Source organism: Parvibaculum sp. (assembly GCF_039973015.1).
Lineage (GTDB): Bacteria > Pseudomonadota > Alphaproteobacteria > Parvibaculales > Parvibaculaceae > Parvibaculum.
Window position 1 is genome coordinate 91,280 of record NZ_JBDWLT010000009.1, and the last position, 21,133, is coordinate 112,412.

The following is a 21,133-nucleotide window of genomic DNA, read 5'->3' on the forward strand; positions in this document are numbered from 1 at the left end:
TAATTAGCGTTCATGGCGAGAAAAACGGTGAAGCGCTCCCCTTCGGCGGGGGCCGCAAAGGCAAAGGGCGAGGATGCCCCTGCGCAAGGGCAGGGCAGGCCGGCTCGCCGCCGCCTCTCGCCGGACGAGCGCCGCAGCCAGATCGTTGCTGCCGCCAAGGCGCTTTTTTCGGAGGAAGGGATCGATCAGGTCTCGATGCGCAAGATCGCGCGCGAGGTGGGTATCACCCAGGCCGCCATCTACCAGCATTTCGAGAACAAGGAAGCGATCCTCTTCGTCATCATCGAGGATTTTTTCGGCGACCTGCTGGAGGCCCTCTCATCCGCCATCGCCAGCGAGGTTGAGCCCTTGCGCAAGCTGCGCGCCGGTATGCGGGCCTATATCGAATACGGCCTCTCGCGCCCGGAGGCCTATCGTCTCGTCTTCATGACGCCGATGTCGGGACTTGTGCGGGCGGGCGTGGCAGTGCCGCGCACGGCGGAAGCGACGCTTCAGCCCTCCAAGGGCGCGCTTGCATTCAACGTCCTCGACGGTGCGGTGCGCGAGGTCGTCAATCGCGGCATGACGCGTCATTCGAGCACCGACCTTCTCGCCGAGGCGATATGGGCGGCGGGGCACGGGATCGTCTCGCTCCTCATCACCCATAACGAATTTCCGTGGACCGATCCGGCAAAGGTCATCGACCTCCAGATAGATCTCCTGTTTCGGGGCCTTCTCCACGAAGGCTGCCCGATGCGGACGGGAATGTTCTAGGGCCGCCTCCGGTTCTCCCTGCGTCCTCTGCTTCGCCGCATCTTTGCCTTTCGCGCCTTGCCGAAAGCTGGCTGCCCAAACTGACTGGGCGTCTAGTTGACTATATAGTCATTTATTGACTAAATAGTCATATCGTTATCGGGAGGATGTCGTGGCCGTCAGCAGCATGCGCGTCGAAAAGCAGGATGAAGCGGGTTCGCGCCGCCGCGAGCGGATGCGCGCCATTCTGATCGAGGCGGCTCTTCGGCTCTTTGCGAAGCAGGGAGTGGATGCCACGACCATCGACGAGATCGTCAATGTTGCCGGCGTGGCCAAGGGCACCTTCTACAACTACTTCACGGATCGCTCGGAAGTCGCGCGCGCGGTCGGCGCGCTTATCCGCCACGATCTCGATGCCGCGGTCACGCATATCAACGAAGGTATTACGGACCCTGCCGAGCGCATCGCGCGCGGCGTCCGTCTTTTCATGGCGAATGTGGTCAGTAATCCGGACAAGGCGGCGATGCTGTCGCGCCTCTATGACGGCGGCCTTGCGCATGACAGTGCGGGCAACCTGCCACTCCTGGATGACATTCGCGCGGGCATCGACCAGGGCCGCATTCATGTGCCGGGCGAGCTGGTTGCGCTGCATTTCATCGTCGGTCTCGGCACGGTCGCCATGCGCCATCTTCTCGACACCGGCGCGGGCTCCGAGATCCTGCATGGCGAGGGCTATGCGCGCGACATCTCTCTCATGCTGCTGCGCGGGCTCGGCGTACCGGGAGCCGACATCGAACGCATTCTCGCGCGTCCCTTCGACGCGACGGGCTTCAGCTTTCTGTAAGGACCGCTCATCCGGTTCGGGAGGAAAAATGATCAAGGTCACCGATATTGCCTATGTGCGCTTCCGCGCGCCCGATCTCGACGAGATGGAGACGTTCCTTCTCGAATTCGGTCTCGTGCGCGCCGAGCGCCGCGCGGACAAGCTCTTCATGCGCGGCACGGACCCGCTTTCCTTCGCGCATGTGACGGAGCTTGGAGAGCCGGGTTTCGCCGGCCTCGGCTTTTACGCGGAAAGCGTTGCCGATCTTGAGAAGGTCGCGGCGGCGCACGGTCTTCCCGTTGAGGAGAGCGATGCGCCGGGCGCGGGCAAGATCGTACGCTTCACCGATCCGAACGGCTTTCCCGTCGATATCGTCGCCGGGCAGAGCGCTCCCCATGCCCTGCCGGTCAAGCGCCGCCTCGTTCACAATGATGGCGACGAGCGTCCGCGCCGCGGCGATCCCCTGCGCGTCGAGCCGGGCCCCTCGCAGGTGAAGCGCCTCGGCCACTGCGTCATCAATGTGAAGGACTTCCGCGAAACGGAGGCCTGGTACAAGGAGCGCTTCGGTCTCGTTACCTCCGATGAAATCGAGATCGCGCCCGGCGCGCCCATCGGTGCCTTCCTGCGCTGCGACCGGGGGCCGGAGCATGTCGATCATCACACGCTTTTCCCCGTCGGCACAGGCACGCCCGGCTTCAACCACGCTGCTTTCGAGGTTGCGAATTTCGACGACCTCATGGCGGGCCACCAGGTTCTGGAGCAGTCCGGCCGCCGCCATGAATGGGGCGTCGGCCGCCACATCCTCGGCAGCCAGATCTTCGACTACTGGCGAGACCCCTGGGGTCACACGGTCGAGCACTGGACGGACGGCGATCTCTTCAACAATGAAACGCCGCCCAATGTCGTCGGCATCGACAAGCTCATGGGCAACCAGTGGGGACCGGAAGCACCGCCTTCCATGGGCTCCTGAAAAGAATTCAAGGAAGGAACAGGAAGCATGAAACTCGCAACCTTCACCGAAGGCGGCTCCACTCGCGCCGGTGTCGTCCGCGACGACGGCATTGTCGATCTATCTGCCGCCGCTCCCGATCTCCCGCGCGACATGGTGGCGCTGATTTCAAGCGAGGCCGCAATGGCCAGGGCTCGTGCGGCGGCGCAGACGGGCAGTGCCATCGCCCTCGACAAGGTGACGCTCGAAGCGCCCGTCCCCTTCCCGGGCAAGGTGCTCGCCATCGGTCTCAATTACCGCGACCATGTGGAAGAGAGCGGCCAGGCGATGCCCGAGCATCAGGTCTGGTTCAACAAGCAGCACAATTGCATCACCGGCCCTTACGCCGATGTGGCGCTGCCTTCCGTGTCCGCGCTTCTCGATTACGAGGCGGAGATGTGTTTCGTCATCGGCAAGCGTTGCAAGCATGTGCCTGCGAGCCGCGCGCATGAAGTGATCGCGGGCTATTTCGTCGGCAATGATGTCAGCGTACGCGACTGGCAGCTCCGCACGAATACGTGGCAGATCGGCAAGAGCTTCGACACGCATGGCCCCACGGGTCCGTGGATCGTGACACCGGACGAGGTCGGCGATCCGCATGCGCTCGACATCAAGTGCTGGGTCAATGGCGAGCTGCGCCAGAACTCGAACACGAAGCATCTGATCTTCAACTGCTTCGATCAGGTCGCGCATCTGACGCAGGCCTTCACGCTCGATCCGGGCGACGTGATCTTCACCGGCACGTCGGGCGGTATCGGCGCCGCGATGAAGCCGATGCAGTTCCTGAAGGAAGGCGATGTCGTGCGCGTCGAGGTCGAAAAGCTCGGCGTTATCGAAAACCGCGTCGTGCCGGAAAAAGCCGAGACGGTTATCGAAGCCGCATAAGAACGGGAAGCCGCATAAGGGGAAGAGGGAAATGAAGCGCGAGGAAACGGAAATCCTGATCGTCGGGCTCGGGCCTGTGGGGGCAGCACTCGGCGTCTATCTCGGGCGCATGGGCATCAAGGTCATTGCGATCGAGCGTGACAGGGATGTCTATCCGCTTCCCCGCGCGGCGCATCTCGACCATGAGACGATGCGTCTTCTTCATCTCGCAGGCGGGGCTGAAGCGGTTGCGGCGGCGAGCCAGCCGCTTTCGGCCTATGAGTTCCGCAATGCGGCGGGCGACCTCCTCATGGGGTTCAGGCCGAGCGGCGATCTTGCGCCGACGGGCTGGCCCTGGACCTCGATGTTCCACCAGCCGGCGCTGGAGCATGCATTGCGTGCGCGCCTTGCCGAACTGCCCTCCGTCTCCATGCGGCTCGGTCATGCATTGGACGCTTACGATGTTGCAGGCGACGGTGTGGTGGCGCGGGTCGAGGGCGATGAAGGCACTTATGAAGTCGCCGCGCGCTTCATTGTCGGCTGCGATGGCGGCAACAGCCTTGTGCGCCGCACCGCTGGTATCGCGCTCGACGATCTCGGCTTCGACGAGCCCTGGCTTGTCATCGACGCGGTGCTGAAGAACGGCGCCGAACGGCTCACGACCGTCGGTCTCCAGCATTGCGATCCAGCGCGTCCCGTCACGTCCATGCCGATGGCGCCGGGCCGTCACCGCTGGGAGTTCATGCTGCTCGACGGCGAGAGACCGGAAGATGTCACGAGCGATGAAGCCATCGCCGCCATGCTCGCGCCCTATGCGGATACCCCCGCGCTCGATATCGAACGCCGCGCCGTTTATCGCTTTCATGCGCTTGTGGCGGAGAAGTGGCGGCAGGGGCCGGTTATCCTTGCGGGCGATGCCGCGCACCAGATGCCGCCTTTCATGGGGCAGGGGCTTTGTTCGGGCACGCGCGACGCGGCGAATCTCGCCTGGAAGATCGAGGCGGTGTTGCGGGGCCGCGCAGAGGATCGCCTTCTCGACAGCTATCAGGCCGAGCGCGAGCCGCATGTGCGCATGATCACCGGCATGGCCGTGTCCATGGGCAAGGTCGTCTGCACGCGCAGCGAGGAAGAGGCGCGGCGGCGCGACGAGGACATGCTTGCCCGTCCCGAGGACAAGCGCATGAACGGCATGCTCGCGCTTGACGGCATCAAGTCCGGCATTCTTGAAGGCGGCGGCACGGTCTTCCCCGATCCGGGGCATGGCGCGACGCGTCTGGACGATGCCGCGGGCTATGCGCCGCTCCTCATCCTGCGCGAGGCGTGCGATGCCGCGCGCATTTTCCGGGATGCGCGCGGCTTCGTTGCCCTGTGCGGGGCGCTGCCCGACAAGGGCGGGCATCTGGCCGCGCTCATGGGCGATGCAGACGCCATTCTCGTCCGCCCCGACCGTTATGTCTTCGGTACGGGCGACGCAGCGGCGCTTACCGCCGCATGGGCCGCCTATCTCGCAAGCGGCGTGACGGAGGCGCGGGCGCCCGCCGCCTGAAACCTCTAGGCGCAATGCGTCTCATGCGTCCATACTTCTCCTGCGCAGGCTTTGTTGCGAAGGGGAGGGAAGCAATGGAAGAGTTGTCCGCGGGGCGTCCTCCGCCGAAACCGGCGATGCAGCCCATCCACATAGTGACGGCTGGCGATCTTCTTGCCGCGTTGCGCGAAGGTCTGCGGGATTTTCTCCGTGCGCCGCTTTTCGGCCTTGTCATCGGCAGCGTCTTTGCGCTGATCGGCGTGGTCATCGTGCTGTCGCTGACGGTCTGGGGTTTGCCCTGGCTCATCTATCCCTTTGCCATCGGTTTTCCGCTTGTCGGGCCTTTTGCCGCTGTCGGTCTTTACGAGGTGAGCCGCCGCCTCGCCGCGGGCGAGCGCCCCTCATGGCGCGATGTCTTCGCCGTCATCTGGGCGCAGCGCCGCCGCGAGGTTTCGTGGATGGCCTTCGTCATGCTCTTTGTCTTCTGGGTCTGGATGTATCAGGTCCGGCTTCTGATCGCGCTTTGCCTCGGCCTGGTGTCCTTCGCCTCGTTCGATCAGTTCCTGTCGGTGATCTTCACGACGCAGCAGGGGCTGATCTTCCTCGCCGCCGGTCATCTTGTGGGTGGCGTGCTCGCACTCGTTCTCTTCTCCATCACGGTCTTTTCGATTCCGATGCTGCTTGAGCGCGAAATCGACATGGTGACTGCCATGATCACCTCGCTGAAGACCGTGTTTCTCTCGCCTGTGGTCATGCTCGGATGGGGCGTCTTCGTCACGCTGGCCATGCTTGCGGCCTCCGTGCCGCTTTTTCTCGGCCTTCTCGTCGTGCTGCCGGTTCTGGGGCATGCGACCTGGCATCTCTACCGGCGCGCCATGCCGCAATAGCGCGTGAAAAAGGCGGCCCGTGTGGCCGCCTTTCCTTTTCTCCGGTCTTTTGCCAGTAGCCGTCAGGCCGCCTTGCGCTTCATCGAGTAACGCACGGGAAACCGCTTCAATCCGCTCACGAAGCTCGCTTCCACCCAGGCCGGGTCGCCCGCCAGTTCGATATGGTCGAGACGCGCCAGCAGCTCCTTGTAAAGAGAGCGGATTTCCATCTTCGCGAGATGCTGTCCGAGGCAGAGATGCGCGCCATACCCAAAGGCGAGATGCTTGTTGGGCGAGCGTTCGATCTTGAACGAGAAAGGATCGTCGAAGACGTCTTCATCGCGGTTTGCCGACCAGTAGCACATCAGAAGGTTGTCGCCCTTCTTGATCTTCTGGCCGCGCAGCTCGTAATCCTCTGCCGCTGTGCGGAAGAAGTGTTTCACCGGCGTCGTCCAGCGGATCATCTCGTCGATGGCGCCGGGTAGCAGCTTTTCCGGGTCCGCTTTCAGTCGGGCGAACTGATCAGGGTTCTGCATCAGCGCGAGAAGTCCGCCCGCCGCCGTCGAGCTCGTGGTGTCGTGGCCCGCGGTCGCCACGATGATGTAGTAGGACATGGCTTCGAGGTGGCCGATGGGCTGGCCGTCGATGGTCGCATTGGCGATCACGCTGGCCACGTCGTCTTTCGGGTTCTTGCGCCGATCTTCGGTCAGGGCGTTGAAGTAATTGAAGAACTCCGTCACGGTGTTGGCGTTGAAGTCGCTGTTCTCGCGGCGCATCTCCGGGTCGGTTGCGCCGAACAGCTCCTGCGTCAGCTTCAGCATGATCGGCTCGTCTTCCTCCGGCACGCCGAGCGCCGTCATGATGACACGCAGTGGATACCAGACGGCGACATCCGATACGAAATCGCATTCGCCACCCTTTGCTTCCAGCCGGTCGATATATTTTTCGGCCAGCGCGTCAACGCGCGCCGAAATCGCCTTCAGGTTCGGCGGCATGAACCAGGCCTGCGTCAACCCGCGATAATTGCGGTGATCGGGATTGTCCATGTCGACCAGCGAGCGGAGGAGCTTTGACTCGCCGCCGGTGAACTGTTTCACCTGCTCTTCGGTCTCGATGGTCTGAAGCGTCAGCCGGGGATCGTTCAGGAACTTGTCGTTCTGGCGTTCGACTTCCATGATGTCGGCATGTTTCGACACGGTCCAGAAGGGCCGGTAGCCGTCCGGTTCCGTCCAGCGCACCGGCTCTTCCGCGCGCAGCTTCGTGAACAGCTTGTGAAACCCGTCGACGCTCGCATAGGTCTTCGGGTCGACGATCGCATTGTCGATGGTCTTGTCGGCCATTTTTTCCTCCTCTTCCGGCTTTCCCGGGCTCTGATCGTTTTCTGCGCCGTCCGGTCAAATTTCGATCAACCCGAATTCCGGGCAATGCCGCCGTGACGTTGCGTAAACCGCTAAATTGTTGTGGCACAAGGCTTTCTCATAACATTGAGCGGAGTTTTACCGGCTGGCAAGGGGATGTTTCCGGCTGGACAAGACGCGCCCCGTGTTGAAGATGTGCGCCAGACCGGCGGTCGCCACAACATTTTCCGGGCCGTTGAAGATGTATGTGTATATACACTAAATAAACAGGATTGGCCGCGCTTGCCCCGCCGGGTTGTCGCGGTATGGAAACCAAGGAGAGATGACCATGGCGGAAGCTTATATCGTCGCCGCTGCCCGCACGGCGGGTGGCCGCAAGGGCGGCAAACTGAAGGACTGGCACCCCGCCGACCTCGGCGGCAAGGTGATCGACGAGCTCATGAAGCGCACCGGCGCCGATCCCGAGCTCATCGAAGACGTCATTGTCGGCTGCGTCGATCAGGCGGGCGAGCAGGGCATGAACATCGCGCGCAACGCCGTGCTGGCCTCCGGTCTGCCGGAAAGCGTACCGGCGACCTCGGTCGACCGTCAGTGCGGTTCCTCGCAGCAGGCGCTCCATTTCGGTGCGCAGGCCGTCATGTCGGGTGCGATGGATGTTGTCATTGCAGCAGGTATCGAGAGCATGACGCGTGTGCCGATGGGCATGCCGATTTCGCTCCCCTTCAAAAACGGTTTCGGCATCTACAAGAGCCCGAACATCGAAGAGCGCTATCCGAACATCCAGTTCAGCCAGTTCGCGGGCGCGGAAATGATCGCCAAGAAGTACGGCCTCACGAAAGACCAGCTCGACGAGTTCGGCTTTGGCAGCCATCAGAAGGCGATCAAGGCGACGAAAGGCGGTCTTTTCGACAACGAGATCGTGCCGCTGGAAATCACCCTTGAGGACGGCTCGAAGGAGATCCACAAGGTCGATGAAGGCATCCGCTTCGATGCTTCGCTCGATGCGATCAAGGGCGTGAAGCTGCTGGCCGAAGGCGGCGCGATCACGGCCGCGACCTCCTCGCAGATCTGCGACGGCGCGTCGGGCGTCATGATCGTCAATGAAAAGGGCCTGAAGGCGCTCGGCGTCGAACCCATCGCCCGCGTTCATCACATGACGGTGGTTGGCGGCGATCCGGTCATCATGCTCGAAGCCCCGATCCCCGGCACCGAAAAGGCCCTGAAGAAGGCCGGCATGAAGATCGACGATATCGATCTCTATGAAGTGAACGAGGCCTTCGCTTCGGTTCCGCTCGCCTGGCTCCAGAAGCTCGGTGCGGACCCGGCGCGGCTCAATGTGCATGGCGGCGCCATCGCGCTCGGCCATCCGCTCGGTGCTTCCGGCACCAAGCTCATGACCACGCTTCTCCACGGGCTGAAGACCAACAACAAGCGCTACGGTCTTCAGACCATGTGCGAAGGCGGCGGTCTTGCCAACGTCACGATTGTCGAGCGTCTCTAGGGCCCGGCCTCATATTTGTGCGGAAAGGGCGGTGCAGCGATGCGCCGCCCTTTTTTCTTTGGCACGGCTATACTGAGCGGAGAAAACGGCGGGACGTATCGCATGTCGGATATGCAGGAAAAACACGGCGACCATCGCAGCTGCATCGTCTGCGGGCCGGGCAAGCGTCATGGCGGCCTCGTCCCGCTTGCTTCCGTGCGTGAGCCTGTTCTCGAGCTCATCCGTGCGGATCATCCCGACCTTCCGCCCGACGGGCATATCTGCCACGAACATCTCAATCGTTACCGCGATCTCTATGTCCGCCGCGCCATCGAGGCGGACAAGGGCCAGCTCGACGAACTCGAAAGCGAGGTCGTTCGCAGCATCGAGGCGCATGACATTCTCGCCGAAAATGCGGATGAGGTCTTTGAGGGTACGCGCACGCTGGGCGAGCGCATGGCCGATATCATCGCGGATTTCGGGGGTAGCTGGCGCTTCATCATCTTTTTCGGTGCGGTCATCTTCGGCTGGATATCGCTCAATATCGCGGGGCTCTTTGCCGTTCCCTTCGATCCCTATCCCTTCATCCTGCTCAATCTCGTGCTCTCCTGCCTTGCCGCCATTCAGGCGCCCATCATCATGATGAGCCAGAAGCGCCAGGAATCGCGCGACCGCGTCCGCGCCCAGAACGACTACAAGGTGAACCTGAAGGCCGAGCTCGAAATCCGCCACCTGCATGAAAAGCTCGACCATCTGCTGATCCATCAGTGGCAGCGCCTCATGGAAATCCAGCAGATCCAGGTCGAGCTGATGAACGAGATTGCGGGCCGCGAGAGGCGGCGCTGATCCCGCAACTCCGCGAAAATCAGCATTTTCTCCCCGGTTCCACCCCGGGGGCCGGGCATTCGTACTACGCATTTTCTGCCCCGATCTGCTAGACTGTCACAAACCTGCCCCGGGGGTGGTTCGCCAAGGGGAGGCGGCGCCGGGAAACGAAGAAGCCATATAGATGAAAATGAAGGAACTGGAGGCCGCGACCGGGGTCGGGCGCGAGACCATCCGCTACTATATTCGCGAGGGACTGTTGCCTGAGCCGGTCCGGCCGAAGCGCAATGTGGCCGTTTATGGCCGCGCGCATGTGAAACGGCTGAACCTCATCCGCAAGCTCCAGCAAGAGCGCCATCTGCCGCTCTCGATCATCCGCACCATCGTCACCTCCGAGACGGGCGAGTCCGCGGGCGGCTTTGAGGCGCTGATCGGGCTTGAGGCGGCGATGGGGCCGCTCCTCTCCGATGGACGCAATCTCGCGCCGAAAAAGGTCGCCGATGTTGCGAAGGATACGGGGCTTGCGCTCCCGGATATCCGCAAATTCGCGGAGGTGGGCCTTATCCATATCGACCAGCGCGACGGCGGCGAGTGGCTCAATCAGCGCAATGTCCGCATCATGGAAATCATCGCGCAGACACGCGCCGATGGTTACACGCCCGATGTCGGCTATACGGTCGAAAGCTATGAAATCTATCCGCAGATGATCGAGCTGCTTTCGCGCAAGGCCGTTGTCGGGTTCTATTCGCGGCTCGGAGACAAGCTCGATCAGCCCGCCGCAGCAAAACTCGCGGTCAATGGCATCCGTACACTGAGTGAAATGGTGCCGCTCATGCTTATCGACCGCATCGTGCGCGATGTCGAGAAGATCAGCGCGAGCGGTGTGCTGCCGACGGACGAAGACAATATCTGAGGGGCGGGAGCCCCGTCCTCAGCCGCCCGGTACCCCTCAGTCGCCGAGCACCAGCGTGTCGGCCTTGCGCCAGTAGACCCAGTATTCCTCGCCCGCCGTGAAGGTGATTTCCTCCACATCCGTCGTCACGTTCGAGATGTCCGCCTGCAGGGGCTGGGCGAGGCCGATGTCGAAGAAGACGTTCGAGTAGCTGCCGAAATAGGCAACTTCGCCGACCTTGCCCTTCACCTTGATGACATTCGGGTCCGCCGGTTCGTTGTCGGCGACGAAAATCTTTTCAGGCCTGACCGCGAGCGCGACCTTGCCGGTCGCCGTGCCTGCCAGCGTCACCTCGCCGATCCCCGGCGCCGTTACCGTCACCTCGCCCTCGCCGGCCTTCACGGCGTCGCCCTCGATCATGTTGATCTTGCCGATGAAGTCCGCGACGAAGCGGTTCGCGGGCGCTTCGTAAAGTGTCGTCGGCGGCGCAACCTGCTGCACGGTGCCTGCATTCATCACGGCAATGCGGTTGGCCATGGACAAGGCTTCCGACTGGTCATGCGTCACGATGACGAAGGTGATGCCGACGGTCTTTTGCAGGCGCACGAGTTCCATCTGCATCGCCTCGCGGAGCTTTGCGTCGAGCGCGGAGAGCGGTTCGTCGAGCAGCAGCACCGAAGGCCGCTTCACAAGCGCGCGGGCAAGGGCGACGCGCTGGCGCTGGCCGCCCGACATTTCGTCGGGCATGCGCTTGCCGAGATGGCCGAGTTTCACGAGGTCGAGCGCTTCCGCCACGCGCTCCCTGATTTCCTTTGCCGGGCGGCGGTCCATCTTCAGGCCATAGGCGACGTTCTGTTCCACCGACATATGCGGAAATACCGCATAGGACTGGAACACCATGTTGATCGGGCGCTTGTTCGGCGCCACCGTCGACATGTCGTGACCGTCGATGATGACCTGGCCATGCGTCGGCACCTCGAAGCCCGCCAGCATGCGCAAGAGCGTGGTCTTGCCGCAGCCCGAAGGCCCGAGCAGCGCGAAGAACTCGCCGCGCTGCACTTCGAGGTTCACCTCGTCCACGGCCTTGACCGTGCCGCCGAATATCTTGCTGACGTTCTTGATCTGGATGATCGGTTCGCCGGTCGAGGGGGCGGTTGCTGTGTCGCTCATGTGACTGTTCCGAAACTCGTTGGCGATCAATGCCCGGACGAACCGAGCATGTTGTTTCTGTTCTGCATCCGCAATGCGAAGGCCGTGACGACGAGCGTCAGCAGGATCAGCACCGTGGAGGCGGCGTTCACTTCCGGCGTTACCGAGAAGCGGACCATGGAATAGATCTTCACCGGGAAGGTCACCGTGTCGGGACCGGAGGTAAAGAAGGTAATCACGAAGTCGTCCAGCGACAGCGTGAAGGCGAGCAGCGCGCCCGCGATCAGGCCGGGCTTCATATGCGGCACGACGACGTCGCGGAAAACCCGGAATTCGCTGGCGCCGAGGTCGCGCGCGCATTCGGCAAGCTCCGGGTTGAAGCTTTCGAGGCGCGCGCGGATGACGATGGCGGCAAAGGGAAACGAGAAGGCGATATGCGCGATGGTGATGGCCGAGAGATTGAACGGCCAGATCATGCCGGACGGCCAGCCGATCCGCGCGAAGAAGACCATCATCGCGACGCCCATACAGATTTCGGGGATGACGATCGGCAGCGCCATGCCGCCTTCATAGATCGCCTTGCCGGGAAAGCGGTAACGCCAGAGAACGTAAGCCGTCAGCGCGCCGAGCACGGTCGAGAAGAGCGTGGTGAAGAGCGCAATGGTCAGCGAATTGCCGAAGGCGAGCATCAGCGCGTCATTGTTGAAGAGCTTCACGTAATAGTCGGTTGTGAAGCCGCGCCAGACCACGTTGCGGCGGCTGTCGTTGAAGCTGAAAACGATAAGGCCGACGATCGGCGCATAGAGGAAGAAGAGGGTGAGACCCACGGTGAAGCGCAGCGAGAAGCGGCGCGAATAGTCGAGCGGGCCGATGGGGTCGGGATTGCGCTTGAAGATACTCATTTCGCTTTCCTCGCTTCCCGTGGCCTCATTTCACATCCCCCCGGCCTTCCTTCCTCATCAGCACGGCGCGGACCGCCAGCGCGAAGAAGGTCGCATACATGAGAAGAAAGCTCAGCGCCGCGCCGAAGGGCCAGTTGTTCGCCTGCTTGAACTGGTCGGCGATCACATTGGCGATCATCTGGCTGTCCGTGCCGCCGAGAAGGTCCGGCGTGAGATAGGAGCCCATGGCGGGAATGAAGGTGATGACGATGCCGCTCGCAATGCCCGGCAGCGCCAGCGGCACCACGATGGAAAAGAAGGTGCGGAAATGGCCGGCGCCGAGGTCGAGGCTCGCTTCGAGATAGGAGCGGTCCAGCCGGTCGAGCGCCGCATAGAGCGGCAGCACCATGAAGGGCAGGCTCACATAGACGAGGCCGAAAATGACGGCGGTGTTATTGTAGAGGAGCGACAACGGCTCGAAGGGGCCGATGATCGTGTTGTCGCCGAGCCCGACAAAGGAAAGCAGCCAGTCGCCTTTCTCCACCAGCCAGCCGAGCCCGCCATTGATGAAGCCGTTGGTTCTGAGCACCGCGATCAGCGCATAGGTGCGGATCAGCAGGTTCGTCCAGAAGGGCAGGATCACGAGCAGCAGCAGCCACATGCGCATGGTCGGCTTGGAAAAGACGATGGCGATGGCGACCGGGAAGGCCACCACGAGGCAGATTGCGGTCGTCGCCGCCGCCATCAGGATCGATTTCCAGAAGATGCCGAGATAGAGCGGCTCCAGCGCGCGGGCATACTGGTTGAGGTTCCAGTCCAGCGTGATCTCGGTCACGCCGGTTTTCATGCTGAAGCTGTAGAGCCAGATCAGCGACAGCGGCACGATGAAGAAGGCGACGAGCCAGAATGTCGGCGGCGTGAAGGCCGAGAAGAACGCCTGTGCCGATCGCTTCCAGTTTTCCATGGGTCAGGCCCCCCGAAGGGCAAGAGAAAAACGCGAGTACCAAGCCGGGCCGGAGCGCGGTCCCCCCTCGCTCCGGATTGCCCCCTTGTCATTTTCCGCGGCCAGAAAAGCACGGGCGCGGAAAAGGAGAAAGAGACGAAAGACAGGAAGCAGAAAAAGGGCGGGCAGTTTCCTGCCCGCCCCCGGTTCCGCTTACGCGGCGTTGATTTTCGTGCAGAGCTCTTCGCGCATCTGCACCACATCCTCGCCGAGATACTCGGCCGTCTCGGAGGCTTCGATTGCCTCTTCCGGCGGGAAGATTGCCGGGTTGGTCCGGTACTCTTCCGGCATCAGGTCGAAACCCGCCTTGTTCGGCGTCGCATACTGGATGTAGTCGGTGATGAGCATGTTCGGCTCAGGCTCATAGACATAGTTGATGAACGCATGGGCGTTCTCCGGGTGCGGCGCGCCCTTGGGGATCGCGAGCGTGTCTTCCCAGATGATGCCGCCTTCCTTGGGAAGCACGAAGCCGACATCGTCGTCTTCGGTCATGAGCTGCGCGATATCGCCATTATATTCCATGGTGATATCGATTTCGCCCGAGGCGAGCAGGTCCTGGCCGTTATCGTCGGCGAAGGACTTGATGTTGCCCTTCTGCTTGATGATGAGCTCGGCTGCCGCTTCGTTCTCGGCCTTGTCGGTCGAGTTCGCGGAATAGCCGAGATATTTCAGCGCGCAGGACAGCATGGTGCCGCAATCGGAGAGCAGCGCGATCTTGCCCGCATACTCGTCGCTGTCGTAGAGCACCTTCCAGCTGTCGGGCACGGAGGAGACCTTCGACTTGCGGTAGCCGATGCCGATGGTGCCCCACATATAGGGAACCGAATATTTGCGGCCCGGATCGAACGGCTCGTCCAGGAAGCGCGGGAACAGGTTTGACATGTTCGGAATCTTCGAGTGATCGAGTTCCTGCAACATGCCGGCGGCGACCATGCGTGGGATCCAGTCGTTGGACGGCACGATCACGTCATAGCCGGGATTGCCGGCGCGCAGCTTGGCGAAGAGTTCCGAGTTGTCGGCGAAGAGGTCCATCTTCACTTCGATGCCCGTCGCTTCCTTGAAGTCGTCGAGCGTCGTTTCGCCGATATAGGTATCCCAGTTATACAGGCTCAGCTTCTTTTCCTCGGCGGCGGACGCGAATTTCGGCATCGTGGTGATGCTGAGGCCCACTGCGGCCGCTCCCGTCATGAACTGCCGGCGTGAGATCGCGCTCAACAGTCCGGCCATGCCTCTTTTGCGGTTCATGGATGTCTTCCCTCCATCTTGTGGTGTCTGTGCCCCGCCCCTGCCTTGAGGTCGAGCGGCCGAGATCGTCAGTGTTCAATGGATTTTGCATCCGCGCAAGCTCACGCGGCGGTTCCCTTCGCAAATGCGTCAAAAATTTTAAACGGCGGTCCGTCCGTGCAACAGGGCAGGTTTGCTGCCCCTGTTGCCTCCTTCCGCCGCTCGCGGATATGTGATGTGCGCTGCAAAAGATTTCGGCAGTGCTTCCGCCGGATCGTCACGGCTCCGGTTCAAAATCCCGCTGGCCCGCCCGCGCCGGAAGTGGCACGTTGAGCGCCAATAAAAGCCTCTCACCTTTCAGCAAAGTGAGCCTGCACCCATGATCGACCTCTATACCGCCTCGACGCCCAATGGCTGGAAAGCCTCGATAACGCTTGAAGAACTCAGGCTCCCTTACGAGGTCCATGCCATCGAGCTGCAGAAGAACCAGCAGAAGGAACCCGCCTTTCTCGCGATCAATCCGAACGGGCGCATCCCCGCCATTGTCGACCGCGACGAGGGCGATTTCGCGGTTTTCGAGTCCGGCGCGATCATGATCTATCTTGCCGAGAAAACGGGCAGGCTGATGCCGGGAGATGCAAAGGGCCGCAGCCAGGTGATCCAGTGGCTCATGTTCCAGATGGGCGGTATCGGCCCGATGATGGGTCAGGCCAATGTTTTCTTCCGCTACTTTCCCGAGAAAATTCAGCCGGTCATCGACCGCTACCAGAACGAATCGAAGCGTCTCTTCACCGTTCTGGACGGTCATCTGAAGGACAATGAGTATCTCGCGGGCGATTATTCCATCGCCGATATCGCGAACTGGGCATGGGTGCGCACGCATAAATGGTCGGGCGTGGAGATCGACGGCCTGCCAAATCTTCAGCGCTGGCTCGACCTCATCGCCGCGCGTCCCGCCGCGCAGAAGGGCATTACCGTCCCCGTCGACCTCGCCGCGCTCCAGCAGGGCAATGGCGAGGGCGCGAAGAAGTTCGCCGAGGAAGCCCGCAAGATGGTGCAGCGGTAAGGAAGGTTGAAGGGCTTCAATGGTTCGATCAGACTGAAGCAGCGGATTTTCTCCCTCGCCCCCGTTCGCTTCTGGAATCCCGACGTGCTGACGAACACGGATGGCGTGCTTGAGATGATCCTGCTCGAACTCGACAAGTCCCCTCACCCTTCCGCGGGCTGACGCCCGCTCCCTCCCTCTCCCCGGAGGGGAGAGGGGTGTGAGGCTTTACTTCGTGTCCGTTCCGCCTTTCCGCGCTAAACTCCGCGCCATGACCATTACCACGCAAGAAGAACTGGAAGGCCTCCGCGCCATTGGCCGCATCGTCGCGCAGGTGCTGGGCGTCATGGGGGCGGCCATTGAGCCCGGCATGACGACGCGCGAGCTCGACGACATGGGCCGCGCGCTGCTGGAGCGCGAGGGCGCGCGCTCCGCGCCCGAACTCTCCTACAAGTTTCCGGGCGCGACCTGCATCAGCGTCAATGAGGAAGTGGCGCATGGCATTCCGGGCGACCGGATCATCCGCGCGGGCGATCTCGTCAATATAGATGTGTCGGCGGAGAAGGACGGCTTCTTCGGCGACACGGGCGCGAGCTTCCCCGTCCCCCCGGTCAAGTCTCATGTCGCGCGCCTCTGCCGCGATGGCAAGCGCGCCATGTGGGAGGGCATCCGCGCGGTGAAGCCGGGCGGCCGCCTCAATGCCATCGGCGAGAGCATCGAGCGCTTCGCCGACAAGGGCGGCTACACGCTGATCCGCAATCTCGCGAGCCACGGCGTCGGACGTTCGCTGCATGAAGAGCCCGAAGGCATTTCAACCTGGCGCGATCCTTCCGACCGCCGCCTCATTCAGGAAGGCCTCGTCTTCACCATCGAACCCTTCCTCTCGATGGGCGGCGACTTCGCGGCCGAAAGCGACGATGGCTGGACGCTGCTCGCCGATCCCGCCGCGCCCACCGTGCAATATGAACACTCCCTCGTCGCGACAAAGAACGGCCCGGTCATCCTGACGCTGGCGTGAGGTATGAGAAAACGAACGCCTTCGGCGTTTCGTCATTTCAATTCATACCATCATCCGTCATTGCGAGGAGCGGCGAAGCCGCGACGAAGCAATCCAGAGCAACATTCGCAGGCCTTTCCATCCGGACCACCCTCCCCCTGCGGGAGGGTCGAACGAGCGAAGCTCGTTCGGGGAGGGGGGACTCCGTCCTCGTTCAGTGCAGCGCTATCGTTTCATCCGCTTACCCCTCCCCGAAATTCGCTTCGCTTGCGCTCGCAAATTTCGACCCTCCCGCAGGGGGAGGGTGGGGCCTTGAACACAAGCCTTGCCATAACCAAAAGTGTCATCCCGGCGAAAGCCGGGATGACAATTTAGGGGGTAGACGGATGATTGTCGTGGCCCTAACCCTTCCCATTGACACCTCTGACACCATCCCCGCGGCTTCCCCTCACCTCCTCCCGTCTCCCTCCAGCGCTTCGATCCGGTCGATCAGCGCCTCGAACAGCATGGGCGGCACGGCGTAGAACTCGACGCGGTTGCGGCTCAGGACCGCGAGCGTGTCGCCCATCGCCGCCCTCATATGGGCGGACGGGTTCTTGCGGAAATCGGTCACGGAAAGGGTGCGCCTTGCGCGCATGGTTGCGATCCGGTTTGCGTGTCGGGGCGAGGGCATCTGCGGTCTCCTTCAAATGAGCGAAAGGCGGAGACGGTCCCGGCGCACAGGAACGTGCGCTCTCATGTGCGCCTTTATGTGCGCTCGCACGTATCCGCACTTTCAAACGCACACTTGCCGTCTCCTTGCCCGTCATTCTCGCCGCCACCCGAAAGCCGGGGATAAGCACTCCTGCCAGCCGGGGCGGGGATATCCCGGCCATTTGTGACGTTTCAGTGACGTTTCGATGACAGTCGGGGGACAGTCGGGGGACAGTCGGCTTCACTTATCCGCCCCTTGACATGCCGGGCCCTCTTCTTTAAATAAGAATAAGTCGCAATAGCGGCTTTCAAAGGAACCGGACCCATGCGCGACCTCGTGAAGACCATGACCTACGGCTCGCTCCACTTCTCGGTGGGGTTCGGCGTCGTCTATCTGCTGACCGGCGAGGTCACGCTGGCGGCGGGCGTTGCGCTGATCGAGCCTGCGGTCAACACGGTGGTCTTCTATTTCCACGAAAAGGCATGGGCGCGCTTCCCGGCCAAGGCATTGAAGGGGCTCGGTTTTCAGCCCTTGAATCATGATCGCGGCCAGCGCGGGCAGGGCGGGGCGCAACCCGCCTGATCTTCAGCGCCAGGCCCAGACGGGCTGTTCGAGTTCCGCCACGCGGGTTTCTCTCCCGCGCAATCCGACTTCTCCAAACTGATAGAGCACGGCTGCCGTCGGCGCATGCACGTGGCTCTCGCCGATGAGGAGCCGGATCACGGGCCGCTCGCTTTCCGGTATTTCGAGAAAGATGGGCGAGTCCGCCCTTGTCAGTTCATCGAGCGCGAAGGGGTGGATCGAGGCGACCTCGCCGGGGTTCGGCGTCATGGCGCTCGTGTCGGCTGCCCAGACCACCACCGGCGTGATGAGATAGCCCGACCGCGTCGGATAATCGTCAAGCATTCCAAGCACTTGGGCGGGGGCGATGTCGAGTGCGATTTCTTCGCGCAACTCGCGCAATGCCGCCTCCGCCGCGTCCTCGCCCTTGTCGAGCCGTCCGCCCGGCAGCGCCCATTGGCCCGCATGGGCGTTCATCCTCGGCGCGCGCCGTGTCAGCAGGAAGCCGGCCTGCGGACCGTGCGGGATCACGGTGATGACAACCGCGGCGCGCTTCAGCTCGCCTTGCTGGAGTTCCGCGCGCGGAAAGCCGCGAAGCCTCGCCTCGATCTCGTCTCGCAATTCATCGCCGAACAAATAAGTCATGGCTGCTCCCCGCTCCTGACTAGCACAAGAGGACGCGCGGTGCCGCCGTCGTATCGGGTGTTTAAGATAGCGGACATATTTGTGACGGTGCCGTGATGTATGTTGCCCCTTTCTACGGCAGCAATGCATTTCTACGGGCACTCTCTCGGTTGTTCGTTTGTCCGGCCGCTCACGGCTTGATCAGAATATTAAACGGCTGCCCGCGATTGGCTCCATGCCCCACCTTGGTAGCGCTCCTTCCGCGCGCTACACTTTTTCGCGTTCATCCCCTCACGAGGCATCCCATGCGCATCGGCGTCCCCAAGGAAATCAAGGTTCACGAGTATCGCGTCGGCATGACGCCGCCTGCCGTCCGCGAGGCGGTGCATCACGGACATGAGGTCTTCGTGCAGAAGGGGGCGGGCTTCGGCATCGGCCTTTTCGACGAGCAATACGAGGCCGCCGGCGCGAAGATCATCGATGCGGCGGAAGAGATTTTTGCGACTTCCGACATGATCGTGAAGGTGAAGGAGCCGCAGCCATCCGAGTGGAAGCAGCTTCACGAAGGCCAGATCATCTTCACCTATCTGCATCTCGCGCCCGACCCCGAGCAGGCGCGCGGCCTTGTGGAATCGGGCTGCATTGCCATCGCCTATGAAACGGTGACCGACAGACATGGCGGCCTGCCCTTGCTAGCGCCGATGTCGGAAGTCGCGGGCCGCATGTCGATCCAGGCGGGCGCGCATTGCCTTGAGATTGCGCAGGGCGGGCGCGGCATGCTGCTGGGCGGTGTGCCGGGTGTGCCTGCGGGGAAGGTCGTCATTCTCGGCGGCGGCGTATCGGGTACCAATGCCGCGCGCATGGCGATGGGCCTTGAAGCCCATGTCACCGTCATCGATCTCAACCTTCACCGCCTCTACGAACTCGACATGCAGTTCGGCCCCAGCCTCAACACGATCTATTCGACGGTTGATGCGATCGAGGAGAGCGTGCTCGGTGCGGATCTCGTGATCGGCGCCGTGCTGGTGCCGGGTGCCGCCGCGCCGAAGCTCGTGACCGAGGACATGGTGAAGCAGATGAAGAAGGGATCGGTGCTGGTCGATATCGCCATCGATCAGGGCGGCTGCTTTGCGACCTCGCACGCAACCACCCATGCCGACCCCACCTATGTGAAGCATGACGTGGTTCACTATTGCGTCGCCAACATGCCGGGTGCTGTCGCGCGGACCTCGACCTTCGCCCTCAACAACGCGACGCTGCCCTTCACGCTGGCGCTCGCGGACAAGGGCTACCGTCAGGCCATGCTCGACAACCCGCATCTCCTTGCCGGGCTTAATGTTCACAAGGGCGATCTGACCTACAGGGCGGTTTCGGACGCGCTCGGCGTTGCGTGGCGCGATGCGGCGGGCGTTTTGGCGTCCTGATCAAGCCATTGAAATAATTCATATTTTCTGAGAACCGGGAATAAATTGTGCCGTTTCGGGCCAGTTTAAGTGTGAGTTAACCATATGGCGCGAGTCTCCTCCCATGAGCCGCCTCGGCGGCAATCGGGATGGGGGCAGATATGTTCGAAAAGGCTCAGCGTGACCGCTTCTGGCTGGTGCTTGGCGCAATACTCGTGGCGCTTTTCGTGGTGCAGAAGGAGCGCGGGCTCGTCGATACCGGGCCGCGCGAGCGTCAGGAGGTTCGGGTTTACGACCGGGGGGGCATGGACCGTCTGGTCGAGACCGCCGTCGCCGTTCCGGTCAGCGCGCCGCGTCCCGCCGCGAGGCCCCAATACACGCAGATTGCCTGGAATGACGATCCCTATGCGGGGTTTGTCACCGGTTCCATCACCTCTTCTGTGCCCAAGCCGCTGGCCCGCCCGGGGCGTTCGTCGTCCGGTTCCGTTCAGGTCGCATCGCTGGCCGCGCCGTCGGGGCGCTATTACGCGCAGGTCGGCTCCTATTCGACCATCGACCGCGCCAGCCGCCGCTATTTCGACATTCTGGGCCGTGAACCGGACCTCAAGCCCGGCGAGCGCGTGTCCATCGATACGGCGCAGATTTCGGGCGATGAGGTTCACCGCGTTCGTATGGGCCCCTTCGCCAGCGAACGGAGCGCCCAGAGCGCCTGTGCCCGGGCTGCCGTATCTGCCGATGAGTGCGCCATTATCCATCTGAACTAGGCGCGGGCCGGATTTCGGGCGGGGGCTTATGGACTTTTCGCCCGCTTTCGCTGTATAAGGCCCGCCAAAGGCCGTCCGGCGCTGCGAGCAGCGCCGCCGGGCATGGCCAATATTCTGTTTTCAAAGCCTTTTTCGCGAGGGCAGGCGTCCGCAGATGGCGGGCCGCTCGCGGAGCAATCGGAGCGAAGCCCATGGCCGTCCCCAAGAGGAAAACCACCCCGTCGAAGCGCGGCATGCGCCGTTCGGCCGATGCTCTGAAGCAGCCGGCCTATGTCGAGAACCCGGATTCGGGCGAGCTGCACCGTCCCCATCACGTGGACCTGAAGAGCGGCATGTATCGCGGCAAGCAGATCCTGAAGCCGAAGGGCGAATAAGCCTCTTCCTCTTCAAGCAGATTTCGAAACGCCGTCCTTCGGGGCGGCGTTTTTGTTTGTG

Annotated in this window: 23 protein-coding genes; 16 read left to right on the forward strand and 7 right to left on the reverse strand. The window is 62.3% G+C overall.

The annotated features are described in order from the left end of the window. The first annotated feature begins 27 nt into the window (after positions 1 to 27). The 6 genes from ABJO61_RS10055 (at position 28) to ABJO61_RS10080 (ending at position 5,819) form a co-directional block, all read left to right on the forward strand. The gene (locus ABJO61_RS10055; RefSeq protein WP_348327952.1) at positions 28 to 753 is read left to right on the forward strand and encodes a TetR/AcrR family transcriptional regulator; all 726 of its coding nucleotides are present in this window, start codon (positions 28 to 30) and stop codon (positions 751 to 753) included. 151 nt (positions 754 to 904) lie between these two features. Next, the gene (locus ABJO61_RS10060) at positions 905 to 1,576 is read left to right on the forward strand and encodes a helix-turn-helix domain-containing protein (protein WP_348327955.1); all 672 of its coding nucleotides are present in this window, start codon (positions 905 to 907) and stop codon (positions 1,574 to 1,576) included. Positions 1,577 to 1,604: 28 nt separating this feature from the next. After that, positions 1,605 to 2,525 carry a VOC family protein gene (locus tag ABJO61_RS10065; protein WP_348327958.1) on the forward strand — a complete coding sequence of 307 codons (921 nt, stop codon included), beginning with the start codon at positions 1,605 to 1,607 and terminating at the stop codon, positions 2,523 to 2,525. 27 nt (positions 2,526 to 2,552) lie between these two features. Continuing rightward, positions 2,553 to 3,428 (forward strand): fumarylacetoacetate hydrolase family protein, encoded by an 876-nt coding sequence (locus ABJO61_RS10070; protein ID WP_348327961.1) that lies wholly within the window; start codon positions 2,553 to 2,555, stop codon positions 3,426 to 3,428. Positions 3,429 to 3,459: 31 nt separating this feature from the next. Next, complete coding sequence (locus ABJO61_RS10075) at positions 3,460 to 4,953, forward strand: bifunctional 3-(3-hydroxy-phenyl)propionate/3-hydroxycinnamic acid hydroxylase (RefSeq protein ID WP_348327964.1); 1,494 nt, start codon at positions 3,460 to 3,462, stop codon at positions 4,951 to 4,953. Between the two features lie 74 nt (positions 4,954 to 5,027). Beyond that, positions 5,028 to 5,819, forward strand: coding sequence for a DUF2189 domain-containing protein (locus ABJO61_RS10080; RefSeq protein WP_348327967.1), 792 nt, complete (start codon positions 5,028 to 5,030; stop codon positions 5,817 to 5,819). Positions 5,820 to 5,881: 62 nt separating this feature from the next. On the opposite strand, the gene ABJO61_RS10085 is transcribed toward ABJO61_RS10080, so the two are convergent. Then, positions 5,882 to 7,138: a cytochrome P450 gene (locus ABJO61_RS10085; protein WP_348327970.1), complete on the reverse strand. Its 1,257-nt coding sequence runs from the start codon at positions 7,136 to 7,138 to the stop codon at positions 5,882 to 5,884. Positions 7,139 to 7,484: 346 nt separating this feature from the next. Between ABJO61_RS10085 and ABJO61_RS10090 the strand changes: the two genes are divergently transcribed. The 3 genes from ABJO61_RS10090 to ABJO61_RS10100 all read left to right on the forward strand — a co-directional run bounded on the left by ABJO61_RS10090 (position 7,485) and on the right by ABJO61_RS10100 (position 10,374). Continuing rightward, the gene (locus ABJO61_RS10090; protein ID WP_348327973.1) at positions 7,485 to 8,657 is read left to right on the forward strand and encodes an acetyl-CoA C-acetyltransferase; all 1,173 of its coding nucleotides are present in this window, start codon (positions 7,485 to 7,487) and stop codon (positions 8,655 to 8,657) included. Positions 8,658 to 8,759: 102 nt separating this feature from the next. Beyond that, entirely contained in the window at positions 8,760 to 9,482 is a 723-nt protein-coding gene (locus tag ABJO61_RS10095) for a DUF1003 domain-containing protein (protein ID WP_348327976.1), read from the forward strand. Between the two features lie 163 nt (positions 9,483 to 9,645). Then, a complete protein-coding gene (locus ABJO61_RS10100; RefSeq protein WP_348327979.1) occupies positions 9,646 to 10,374 on the forward strand; it encodes a MerR family transcriptional regulator in 729 nt (242 codons plus the stop codon). Between the two features lie 36 nt (positions 10,375 to 10,410). Here the strand turns inward: ABJO61_RS10100 and ABJO61_RS10105 are convergent, their stop codons facing one another. The 4 genes from ABJO61_RS10105 to ABJO61_RS10120 form a co-directional block, all read right to left on the reverse strand. Continuing rightward, positions 10,411 to 11,523: an ABC transporter ATP-binding protein gene (locus ABJO61_RS10105; RefSeq protein WP_348327982.1), complete on the reverse strand. Its 1,113-nt coding sequence runs from the start codon at positions 11,521 to 11,523 to the stop codon at positions 10,411 to 10,413. A 26-nt stretch (positions 11,524 to 11,549) separates the two neighbouring features. Continuing rightward, positions 11,550 to 12,404 carry an ABC transporter permease gene (locus ABJO61_RS10110; protein ID WP_348327985.1) on the reverse strand — a complete coding sequence of 285 codons (855 nt, stop codon included), beginning with the start codon at positions 12,402 to 12,404 and terminating at the stop codon, positions 11,550 to 11,552. Positions 12,405 to 12,429: 25 nt separating this feature from the next. Next, a complete protein-coding gene (locus tag ABJO61_RS10115; protein ID WP_348327988.1) occupies positions 12,430 to 13,347 on the reverse strand; it encodes an ABC transporter permease in 918 nt (305 codons plus the stop codon). A 192-nt stretch (positions 13,348 to 13,539) separates the two neighbouring features. Continuing rightward, positions 13,540 to 14,631 (reverse strand): spermidine/putrescine ABC transporter substrate-binding protein, encoded by a 1,092-nt coding sequence (locus ABJO61_RS10120; RefSeq protein WP_348327991.1) that lies wholly within the window; start codon positions 14,629 to 14,631, stop codon positions 13,540 to 13,542. Positions 14,632 to 14,989: 358 nt separating this feature from the next. Between ABJO61_RS10120 and ABJO61_RS10125 the strand changes: the two genes are divergently transcribed. The 3 genes from ABJO61_RS10125 (at position 14,990) to map (ending at position 16,673) form a co-directional block, all read left to right on the forward strand. Next, complete coding sequence (locus tag ABJO61_RS10125; protein ID WP_348327994.1) at positions 14,990 to 15,676, forward strand: glutathione S-transferase N-terminal domain-containing protein; 687 nt, start codon at positions 14,990 to 14,992, stop codon at positions 15,674 to 15,676. A gap of 6 nt (positions 15,677 to 15,682) precedes the next feature. After that, on the forward strand, positions 15,683 to 15,838 hold the full coding sequence (locus ABJO61_RS10130) for a hypothetical protein (RefSeq protein ID WP_348327997.1): 156 nt from the start codon (positions 15,683 to 15,685) through the stop codon (positions 15,836 to 15,838). An 88-nt stretch (positions 15,839 to 15,926) separates the two neighbouring features. Further along, complete coding sequence (gene map, locus ABJO61_RS10135; RefSeq protein WP_348328578.1) at positions 15,927 to 16,673, forward strand: type I methionyl aminopeptidase; 747 nt, start codon at positions 15,927 to 15,929, stop codon at positions 16,671 to 16,673. 427 nt (positions 16,674 to 17,100) lie between these two features. Here map and ABJO61_RS10140 read toward each other — a convergent pair whose 3' ends face one another. Then, on the reverse strand, positions 17,101 to 17,325 hold the full coding sequence (locus ABJO61_RS10140) for a hypothetical protein (RefSeq protein WP_348328000.1): 225 nt from the start codon (positions 17,323 to 17,325) through the stop codon (positions 17,101 to 17,103). Positions 17,326 to 17,670: 345 nt separating this feature from the next. On the opposite strand from ABJO61_RS10140, the gene ABJO61_RS10145 reads away from it, so the two are divergent. Further along, positions 17,671 to 17,928 (forward strand): DUF2061 domain-containing protein, encoded by a 258-nt coding sequence (locus tag ABJO61_RS10145; protein ID WP_348328003.1) that lies wholly within the window; start codon positions 17,671 to 17,673, stop codon positions 17,926 to 17,928. Between the two features lie 3 nt (positions 17,929 to 17,931). On the opposite strand, the gene ABJO61_RS10150 is transcribed toward ABJO61_RS10145, so the two are convergent. Beyond that, the gene (locus tag ABJO61_RS10150) at positions 17,932 to 18,552 is read right to left on the reverse strand and encodes a CoA pyrophosphatase (RefSeq protein ID WP_348328006.1); all 621 of its coding nucleotides are present in this window, start codon (positions 18,550 to 18,552) and stop codon (positions 17,932 to 17,934) included. Between the two features lie 284 nt (positions 18,553 to 18,836). Between ABJO61_RS10150 and ald the strand changes: the two genes are divergently transcribed. From ald to rpmF, 3 genes are all read left to right on the forward strand, one after another. Continuing rightward, positions 18,837 to 19,955 carry an alanine dehydrogenase gene (ald, locus tag ABJO61_RS10155; RefSeq protein WP_348328009.1) on the forward strand — a complete coding sequence of 373 codons (1,119 nt, stop codon included), beginning with the start codon at positions 18,837 to 18,839 and terminating at the stop codon, positions 19,953 to 19,955. 140 nt (positions 19,956 to 20,095) lie between these two features. Then, positions 20,096 to 20,698, forward strand: coding sequence for an SPOR domain-containing protein (locus tag ABJO61_RS10160; RefSeq protein ID WP_348328012.1), 603 nt, complete (start codon positions 20,096 to 20,098; stop codon positions 20,696 to 20,698). Positions 20,699 to 20,889: 191 nt separating this feature from the next. Next, positions 20,890 to 21,072: a 50S ribosomal protein L32 gene (gene rpmF / locus ABJO61_RS10165; protein ID WP_012110466.1), complete on the forward strand. Its 183-nt coding sequence runs from the start codon at positions 20,890 to 20,892 to the stop codon at positions 21,070 to 21,072. Positions 21,073 to 21,133: the final 61 nt, after the last annotated feature.

Bases quoted from the DNA above. Each gene is read 5' to 3' on its own strand.
- ABJO61_RS10110 (WP_348327985.1), bottom strand. From the start codon at position 12,404: ATGAGTATCTTCAAGCGCAATCCCGACCCCATCGGCCCGCTCGACTAT.
- ABJO61_RS10090 (WP_348327973.1), top strand. From the start codon at position 7,485: ATGGCGGAAGCTTATATCGTCGCCGCTGCCCGCACGGCGGGTGGCCGC.
- ABJO61_RS10160 (WP_348328012.1), top strand. From the start codon at position 20,096: ATGTTCGAAAAGGCTCAGCGTGACCGCTTCTGGCTGGTGCTTGGCGCA.
- ABJO61_RS10080 (WP_348327967.1), top strand. From the start codon at position 5,028: ATGGAAGAGTTGTCCGCGGGGCGTCCTCCGCCGAAACCGGCGATGCAG.
- ABJO61_RS10070 (WP_348327961.1), top strand. From the start codon at position 2,553: ATGAAACTCGCAACCTTCACCGAAGGCGGCTCCACTCGCGCCGGTGTC.
- ABJO61_RS10125 (WP_348327994.1), top strand. From the start codon at position 14,990: ATGATCGACCTCTATACCGCCTCGACGCCCAATGGCTGGAAAGCCTCG.
- ald (WP_348328009.1), top strand. From the start codon at position 18,837: ATGCGCATCGGCGTCCCCAAGGAAATCAAGGTTCACGAGTATCGCGTC.
- ABJO61_RS10120 (WP_348327991.1), bottom strand. From the start codon at position 14,631: ATGAACCGCAAAAGAGGCATGGCCGGACTGTTGAGCGCGATCTCACGC.
- ABJO61_RS10100 (WP_348327979.1), top strand. From the start codon at position 9,646: ATGAAAATGAAGGAACTGGAGGCCGCGACCGGGGTCGGGCGCGAGACC.
- ABJO61_RS10075 (WP_348327964.1), top strand. From the start codon at position 3,460: ATGAAGCGCGAGGAAACGGAAATCCTGATCGTCGGGCTCGGGCCTGTG.
- ABJO61_RS10065 (WP_348327958.1), top strand. From the start codon at position 1,605: ATGATCAAGGTCACCGATATTGCCTATGTGCGCTTCCGCGCGCCCGAT.
- ABJO61_RS10095 (WP_348327976.1), top strand. From the start codon at position 8,760: ATGTCGGATATGCAGGAAAAACACGGCGACCATCGCAGCTGCATCGTC.
- ABJO61_RS10115 (WP_348327988.1), bottom strand. From the start codon at position 13,347: ATGGAAAACTGGAAGCGATCGGCACAGGCGTTCTTCTCGGCCTTCACG.
- ABJO61_RS10085 (WP_348327970.1), bottom strand. From the start codon at position 7,138: ATGGCCGACAAGACCATCGACAATGCGATCGTCGACCCGAAGACCTAT.
- ABJO61_RS10145 (WP_348328003.1), top strand. From the start codon at position 17,671: ATGCGCGACCTCGTGAAGACCATGACCTACGGCTCGCTCCACTTCTCG.
- ABJO61_RS10105 (WP_348327982.1), bottom strand. From the start codon at position 11,523: ATGAGCGACACAGCAACCGCCCCCTCGACCGGCGAACCGATCATCCAG.
- rpmF (WP_012110466.1), top strand. From the start codon at position 20,890: ATGGCCGTCCCCAAGAGGAAAACCACCCCGTCGAAGCGCGGCATGCGC.
- ABJO61_RS10150 (WP_348328006.1), bottom strand. From the start codon at position 18,552: ATGACTTATTTGTTCGGCGATGAATTGCGAGACGAGATCGAGGCGAGG.
- ABJO61_RS10140 (WP_348328000.1), bottom strand. From the start codon at position 17,325: ATGCCCTCGCCCCGACACGCAAACCGGATCGCAACCATGCGCGCAAGG.
- map (WP_348328578.1), top strand. From the start codon at position 15,927: ATGACCATTACCACGCAAGAAGAACTGGAAGGCCTCCGCGCCATTGGC.